Annotated in this window: 4 protein-coding genes; 3 read left to right on the top strand and 1 reads right to left on the bottom strand. The window is 64.0% G+C overall.

Annotation, left to right across the window (positions count from 1 at the left end; all coding sequences use genetic code 11):
- Nucleotides 1-216: 216 nt before the first annotated feature.
- On the bottom strand, nt 217-2,967 hold the full coding sequence (locus EDC25_RS14230) for a tetratricopeptide repeat protein (RefSeq protein ID WP_123521449.1): 2,751 nt from the start codon (nt 2,965-2,967) through the stop codon (nt 217-219).
- Between the two features lie 265 nt (nt 2,968-3,232).
- Between EDC25_RS14230 and EDC25_RS14225 the strand changes: the two genes are divergently transcribed.
- The 3 genes from EDC25_RS14225 to EDC25_RS14215 form a co-directional block, all read left to right on the top strand.
- Nucleotides 3,233-5,236 carry a leucine-rich repeat domain-containing protein gene (locus EDC25_RS14225; protein WP_123521450.1) on the top strand — a complete coding sequence of 668 codons (2,004 nt, stop codon included), beginning with the start codon at nt 3,233-3,235 and terminating at the stop codon, nt 5,234-5,236.
- 54 nt (nt 5,237-5,290) lie between these two features.
- Nucleotides 5,291-6,541 (top strand): Kelch repeat-containing protein, encoded by a 1,251-nt coding sequence (locus EDC25_RS14220; RefSeq protein ID WP_132577753.1) that lies wholly within the window; start codon nt 5,291-5,293, stop codon nt 6,539-6,541.
- A gap of 131 nt (nt 6,542-6,672) precedes the next feature.
- On the top strand, nt 6,673-8,251 hold a 1,579-nt coding region (locus tag EDC25_RS14215), incomplete at its 3' end, for a type I restriction-modification system subunit M (RefSeq protein WP_132577751.1).

Raw genomic sequence — 8,251 nt, 5'->3', positions numbered from 1 at the left:
CACAGACGTCCGATCCGTGCCCAAAACGGGGCTTGCGCGACCGCCGCCTACCCAGCAGACTGCCCGAAAAGGGCGTTTGAACTTCCTATACGCCGACATCCTCGGCTTCGTCGCCCACCACACCGGCCTGGGCGCGACCTCACCGTAAACGCCGCACCGCTGTCGGGCTGGTCCGCACCGCGCGCGGACCAGCCTGCCGCCATAGACAGGCCCGACTCATTGGCCGTGTACACCCGCCTCTGACTCCAGCCTCGCCTGCAAGCTTGCCGGTTCCAGCAATGCCGGGTGCTCGGCCGGGAAATGCATGCCGAGTCCGTTCCGGCATGTCGCGATGTGGCTGGCAGCCGTGACACGATCACCCCTGAGCAGCGCCAAACGCGCATGCAAGCAGTCGGCAGTGGCTCGCAACGGATGATCCGGTGCAAAGTGCGCATGCAAACGCACCTCCAGTATCTGCAATTCGGTCGCGGCATCATCGGCACGCTCCAGCATCAGAAACGTGCGCGCCCAGTTCGCATGGAACGATGCACTCTTGGCGTGGTATTGGGCCAACAACGTGTGGCCCACAGCGCGCGCCTCGTCCAACAGCGGTTGTGCCTTCTGCACATGCCCCGCTTCGGCCTCGGCCAACGCCAGCTTGGTCAGGGCATACAGTGTCCAGAAATGCTGGGTTCCCAGCACCTCGCGCCAGCGCACCAGCCGCGGTTCGAGCAAGGCAATGGCCTGCGACCATTCGCCCTTCCACAGATGCATCTCGGCGACGCTGTAGCCAGGAGAAAGCGAATCCGGATGCTGCGGTCCCAAGGTGCCGTCGAAGATCGTCTGCGCCATCTCCAACGCGGGCATAGCCTCGTCGAAACGCCCGACCTCGGTCAGGAAATCGCCGTAGTCCGCCAAAGCCCACGCCGTCATCGGGCTTTCTTCACCGTATTCGCGACGCTGGACTTCCATCAGACGCTTGAACGAAGCATCGGCCTCGGCGTAGCGGGCCAGCTTGCGCAGGCTCAATGCGCGGAACCACAACGCGTCGGCCAACAGCCTGGGGGCTCGCTCCGGATCGGTGCGCTCGACCACCGGATCGAGTGCGCCCACGGCCCGTGCCCAATCGCCTGTCTCGAACATCACCTTGGCATGCGCCACCGTGGTTTCATCGCTGCGCACGCCGGCCGCATCGAATCCGGTACGTGCCGCCACGCAAGCCGCGCCGGCAGCGACGACATCGCCGGCCATGCGCATTTCATTGCACAGGTGAAGATCAATCTCAGCCACGGCCGAGGGCCTGCCCTTCAGGCCGGCCGCCAGCACGCGGGCGCGCTGGAATATCTCGATGGCGCGCGCGTAGTCACCCCAGCCGGAATAGACATGGGCAATGCTGTGGTACACCTCGACAGCGCTTTCGGGCTGACTGGCAAACCGGGTGTCCACGGTTTCGGTCGCCGCGTCGATCGCCTGGCGCAAACTGACATCACCCGGTACGCCACCCACGAAGGGATCGGCTTTCAGCAGCAGATCCTCGGCCAGAAACGTCTGTACCGCCTGCGCTCGCCGCTGGTCATGTTCAGCCTGAAGACGTGCGGCCTCGGCTCGCAAAAACATCCACAGCGCCACCGCGAATCCGGCGAACAGGCTCAGCGACACGGCCAAACCCCAACGCCACCGCTGGCGCAAGCGCTGCAACTGCGTATCACGTAGCCGTTGCCGCTCGGCCTCTTGCGCCGCGGCCTGGCGCTCCTTGAGGCGATTGTCGAGCGTGCGCAGCCGTTGCGCCAAGCCACGCGCGTCGATCCGCCGGTGTTCCGGCTCGACCGCGGCAGCCAGGGCAATGTCCTCGCGCAGCAACGGCTCGCCGATGTCCGCCTCCCAACCCGGCGCCAGCGGTCGCCGCAGGTCGCCCGCCAATAGCTGGTACAGCAACATGCCCAGGGAATACACGTCGCTCTGCTGGGTCGCGGCCTGGCCGGCCAGCACTTCCGGCGCCAGGTAAAGCGGGCTGCCACCACCGGACGAAGCCTCGTCCACCGTGCCGATCAGGCTGCGGGTCAGGCCAAGCTCCGCCAGCTGCGGCGACAGGGCGGCCTCGCCCGCGCCCAGGTCGCCCAGCAGCACCCGCCAGCCATGCGGCGCGTCGGCATCGGCCGTCAGGTACAGGTTGTCCGGTTTCAGATCCTTGTGGACGATGCCGGTCGCATGCAATTCCGCCACGGCCTCGCAGACCTGGGCGCACAGGTCCAGGCGCGCCGCCTGCGGCAGCGATTTCAGCCGCTGTTCGTTCCCGGCCCAGTGGCGCAGATCGCCGTCCGGGTAGAACGGCATTTCGGTAAAGAACGGCGTGCGGGTGAGGTTCCAGCCCAACAATGGGACGACCCCGGCCGGATCGACCGCCATCTCGGCCAGATAGCGGGTCAATGCCACCTCGCGGCGCAAGCCGCGCAGGCCCGTCTCGCCGATGGCGAACTTGAACACCCTCGCCTCGCCCATCGCATCGCGGCCCACCGCCACCGCGCTGCTGGCACCCTTGCCCAGCCAGCGATCCAGACGCCACTGCGGACGCAACGGCAGGGAATCGCCCGAACGCAGACGATCGATGCCATCGGCTTGCGCGATCTCCACCGCACCGGCAACTTCCGCGGCCTTCACATGGACCTGGGCGGCAAGCCGGTACCCATAGCCATAGACGACCCGGATCGCCTCGCCATCCGCATCCAGAGCATGGCGCAGGCGGCTGATCGCCTTGTTCAAGGTGTTTTCGCTGACGACCCGGCCGGGCCAACCAGCCGCCAGCAGTTCGTCCTTGGTCACCACCTCGCCGACATGGCGCAGCAGAGCCAGCAGGATCTCGAACCCGCTGCGGTCCAGCGCCAGCGCCTCGCCACCGACGCTGACGGTGCCGCGCTCATCCAGCTGCACCCGCCCGAACCGCCACAGCATGGGCAAGTCGTGGTCGGGCCTGTGGATATCCATTCCCATCCTCACCTCCAACGCGGGTCACGGCTGCCAGACCGGCCATTGGCGGCCGGATTCTAGAACAAACATCGGCGAAGGAAGAATTCGTCAGGATTGGTCAGGATTGGGGAAAGATTCTGGCGCTGATATCCCGTTGAATCGACAACGGTACGTTGCAACCGTGGGGACGGGTTTTGAATAGGCAGCATCCGGGACGGCGTTGAACGCATGTCTGCCTGCGCGCAGAAGCCAGCCGAGAACATGTTGATCCACCAGGGAGAACCGACGCATGTACACCGTCAACATCGCCGATAAAGAAGGAGTCCTTATGAAACGTTCCGCGCGGGCACGAAATTGGAGCGTCCGCCTGGCCGTGTTCTGGCTGGCCCTGGCCGGCGCGACGGCGCAGGCGGCGATTCCAGCGAGCGAGCGGCAGGTGTTGCTTGATCTCTACAACGGCACGAACGGCGCAGGCTGGACCAACAGCACCGGCTGGGGCGGTGCGGCCGGAACGGAATGCGCCTGGCTGGGCGTCACCTGCGATGCGGGCGAGACGCATGTGCTCGAAATCAATCTCGGTGAGAACAATCTTGCCGGCACCTTGCCGCCTTCGCTGTCGAACTTGACGGATCTTCGGGTTCTTTTCGTACCGGGCAATCAAATCAGCGGCCCGCTTCCGTCGCTGTCGGGCATGTCCAGCCTGCAAATCATCCGCGCCTACGACAACCAGATCAGCGGCCCGATTCCGCCGTTGTCGGGACTGACGAATCTGCAAGTGTTCTCGATGAGCGGAAACCAGCTCACCGGATCGATTCCGTTGCTGTCCGGACTTGCGAACCTGTGGCTCTTCAATGTCAGCGAAAACCAGCTTACCGGTGCGATCCCCTCCCTGTCCGGCCTTTCCAGCCTTCAGGTTTTCTCCGCTTACTCGAATGGGCTCACAGGTTCGATTCCGTCGCTGGCGGGTTTGACGAACCTGCGGACCATCTCCTTTTCCTGGAACAACCTGACCGGCCCGATTCCCTCATTGGCTGGCCTGAATCTCGGATTTCTTGATTTCTACGACAATGACCTATCGGGGCTGATTCCCGATTTATCCGGACATACCAATCTGCAATACCTTTATCTCGGCTACAACCAACTGACGGGGCCGATTCCATCCTCGCTATCGGGTTTGACCAACCTGTTGGAAGTGTCGCTCGACAACAACCAGCTCACGGGTTCGATTCCGTCGCTGTCGGCGCTGGTGAATCTCGAAAGCTTCTGGGCAAGCGGGAATCAACTGACGGGATCGATTCCTTCGTTGTCGGGACTGACGAACCTGTGGGGCTTCGTCGTGACCAACAACCAACTGACCGGCACGATCCCGTCGCTGTCCGGGCTGACCAGCCTCACCACGTTCGGCGTCATGGACAACCAGCTCACCGGCTCCCTTCCTTCGCTGGCGGGCCTGGTCAATCTCGGCGACTTCGACGCCAGCCAGAATCAGCTCTCCGGCCCCATTCCATCATTGTCCGGCCTGACCAATCTCCAACACCTGTCGCTTGGCAGCAACCAGCTCAGTGGGCCGATCCCCGATCTGTCGGCTTTGACGAACATCCTCGGCATCAACGTCGAAAACAATCAACTGAGCGGCACGATTCCATCCCTGACCGGACTGAGCGAGCTGAAATGGTTTGTCGCGGGCCGCAATCAATTGACGGGCACCATCCCGTCATTGACCGGGCTGACCAATCTCGAGTATTTCGGCGTCCAGATCAACCAGCTCACCGGCACCATTCCTTCACTGGTGGGCCTGACCAATCTCCACGGCCTCGACGCCGGCGCAAATCAGCTCTCCGGCCCGATTCCTTCGTTGTCCGGCCTGACCAATCTTCAATACCTGTGGTTGGGCAGCAACCAGCTCAGCGGAACGATCCCGGACCTGTCGGCTTTGAGCAATCTCGTTGGCATCGGTCTTGATGGCAATCAACTGACCGGCCCGATTCCACCCTTGGCGGGACTGGAGCAGCTTCAGTTGTTTTACATCAGCGGCAATCAACTGAGCGGATCAATTCCATCCCTAAACGGATTGACGAGCCTGCAGGAGTTCCATGTGGGTTGGAATCAACTTGTCGGCGACCCACCCGCCGTTCCAAGTCCCAACAATCTATTGGCCGGCCGTTCTTTGCTTTGCGGAAACGATCTGAACCCGGTCGAGTCGCCGGAATGGGACGCCGCCACGGGCGAAACGCCATGGTACCAGAACTGCATATCCGATTCGATCTTCACGAACGGCTTTGAATTGCCGTGAACACACCGTGACAGGCCAGATGGTGCATGCCGTGCCGAAGCAACGACTGCTGGCTTGGCCCACATCCTGGGCGACCACGACCCTGTCTTCATCGACGGCGGATTCGAGCAGTACGAGCCAGCAGCAAACTCTCATCAATGCCTCGCAAGGAACGCCAAAATGAACACCACTCACTCGCCGGTATTGCCCAACTCACGCATCCAGATAACTCGCCTTGCGATGATTTCAGCCACGGCATGGCTTGCAGCGGCCGGATCGGTGAGCGCGCAGACGCCCGAACGAGGCGAGCCGGGTCTCACAGGCACCTTCACGCTGATCGGCCAGATGGTGCATGCCCGTACCGAAGCAACGGCCACCCTTCTGAACGATGGCAGAGTCCTGATCGTCGGCGGTAAAAACAACTCGGATCCCGCGATAGCGCAGGCGGAAATCTACGACCCGGCAACCGGAGGCTTCACGGCAACCGGTTCACTCGCGCAAGGCCGAACCTTGGCCACCGCCACGAAACTTGCTGATGGGCGCGTACTGATCGCGGGCGGCCAAACCCCCAAGGTACTGATAAGAGCGGCAGAGCTGTACGATCCCGCGTCCGGCACGTTCACTTCCGTGGGGGAATTGAATTATCCGCGCACTCTGCATGGCGCCGCGCTGCTCCAGGATGGGCGTGTCCTGTTTGTTGGAGGCTGGCCCAGCGGGAGCAGCGCCGAATTGTATGACCCGACCACGGGCCAGTTCTCCTTCACAGGCAGCATGAACGTTTCGCGCGTGTACTTCGGCACGATCGGGCTGCCTGATGGCTCGGTTCTGGTCGCCGGAGGCGGCTTCACCGACAGCGCCGAACGTTACGACCCGGCAACCGGAACATTCTCCTTGACCGGCAACCTTGTCGAACCGCTGGCGCCGTCGGCGGTCACATTGCTGTCTGATGGACGCCCTCTGCTCGTAGGTGGAAATACACCCGGCGGCTATACGGCCAACGCCCAGCTTTTCGATCCTGCAACCGGCACATTCACGCTGACCGGCCAAATGGCAGCACCGCGAAATGGCGCCAAGGCTGCCACGCTGACCTCCGGATTGGTACTCGTCGCGGGCGGGCATACGGCTGTCGAAAGCGCCGAACTCTACGACCCCGCCACAGCGACATTCACCAGCACGAATCCAATGACGGAAGGGCGCGCGGACTTCACCGCCACCGCATTGGCCAACGGTCGCGTGTTGATCGCCGGCGGCATCGGCTTTCACGGTGCGCTTTCCAACGCCGAACTGTTCACCCCGGAGCGGATCTTCCGCAACGGATTCGAATAAAACAACAATATTACTACATGGAGTTAACATGACATCGTCATCATACAGACAGCCACTGAACTGCCGCCGGCCGTTGCGGAATCGCGACGAGCGTCGTTCAAGCCAGAGCCTGGCCCAGGCGATCGCACCCCTTGTTCTTGCATGTCTCGCCCCGGCTGTCGCCGCGCAGAACGGATCGACGATGCACAGCATGGCACAGCGATGCCTTCGACGAACGCCGTGCCGAGCTGCAGGACGCGTTCGCCGACGCATCCAGCGACCTCCACCTGCCCGACCCGGCCGACCACGCCGAGGCGCTGGAGGAGCGCGACTACTACACCATGGCCAACGTGTTCTGGGTACCGGCCAGCGCCCGCTGGGAGGCCATCCGCGCCCAGGCCAAGCAGGCCGACATCGGCGTGCGCATCGACGCCGCGCTGGAGGCCATCGAGGCCGACAACCCGCGCCTGAAGGGCATCCTCGACAAGCGCTTCGGCCGCACCCAGCTGGAGCCCGGCCGCCTGGGCGAGCTGGTGGACCTGGTCTCCACTATCGGCTTCGGCGAAGGCCATCGCGCCAAGGACCTGCTGGGCGAGGTCTACGAATACTTCCTCGGCCAGTTCGCCAGCGCCGAGGGCAAGAAGGGCGGCCAGTTCTACACGCCCGCGACGGTGGTCAAGGTGCTGGTCGAGGTGCTGGCCCCGCACCACGGGCGAGTGTATGACCCCTGTTGTGGCTCGGGCGGCATGTTCGTGCAGAGCGAGAAATTCATCGAGGCACACGGCGGCAAGGCTGACGACATCAGCATCTACGGGCAGGAAGCCAACCCGACCACCTGGCGTCTGGTGGCCATGAACCTGGCCATCCGTGGCCTGGCCGCCGACCTGGGCAAGGAACCGGCCGACACCTTCCACCGCGACCAGCACCCGGACCTGCGCGCCGACTACATCCTGGCCAACCCACCGTTCAACATCAGCGACTGGGGCGGCGAGCGCCTGGCCGACGACAAGCGCTGGGTCCATGGTACGCCGCCCGCCGGCAATGCCAACTACGCCTGGTTGCAGCACATCCTGTTCCACCTGAGCCCGCGCGGCCAGGCCGGCGTGGTGCTGGCCAACGGCAGCATGAGCTCCAACCAGAACAACGAGGGCGCCATCCGCCGCGCCATGGTCGAGGCCGACGTGGTGGATGTGATGGTGGCGCTGCCGCCGCAGCTGTTCTTCAACACCCAGATCCCGGCCTGCCTGTGGTTCCTGGCCAGGGACAAGAGCGGCGCCGCGGTGCCCGGCGGCAAGCCGGCCCGCGACCGCCGCGGCGAAGTGCTGTTCATCGACGCCCGCAAGCTCGGCCGCATGGCCACCCGCGTCAATCGCGTGTTCGACGACGAAGACATCGCCCGCATCGCCGCCACCGTGCACCGCTGGCGCGCCGACGGCGAGGATGGCGCCGACGAACCCTATGCCGATGTGCCGGGCTTCTGCCGTGCGGTGAATCTCGCCGAGATCGCCGAGCACGGCCATGTGCTGACGCCGGGGCGCTACGTCGGCGCCGAGGAAACCGAGGACGACGACGAGGCGTTCAACGAGAAGATGGAGCGGCTGACCGCGCAGCTCGCCGAGCAGATAACCAAGGGCGCCCGGTTGGCCCGGTCGTCAGGGAACCGGACCGCGCCAGCGCGGTCCGATCCCGGCAACGACCCGACATCAAGGCCCCAAGGACGGGGCCGGAGCC

It is taken from the genome of Pseudofulvimonas gallinarii, assembly GCF_004343305.1.
GTDB lineage: Bacteria > Pseudomonadota > Gammaproteobacteria > Xanthomonadales > UBA2363 > Pseudofulvimonas > Pseudofulvimonas gallinarii.
Note: the sequence above shows the minus strand (reverse complement) of the source record. Positions and strands in the feature narration are given on the sequence as shown.

What these genes read in the sequence shown, in the direction of transcription:
- EDC25_RS14225 (WP_123521450.1), top strand. Translation starts at nt 3,233, where the DNA reads ATGTACACCGTCAACATCGCCGATAAAGAAGGAGTCCTTATGAAACGT.
- EDC25_RS14230 (WP_123521449.1), bottom strand. Translation starts at nt 2,967, where the DNA reads ATGGGAATGGATATCCACAGGCCCGACCACGACTTGCCCATGCTGTGG.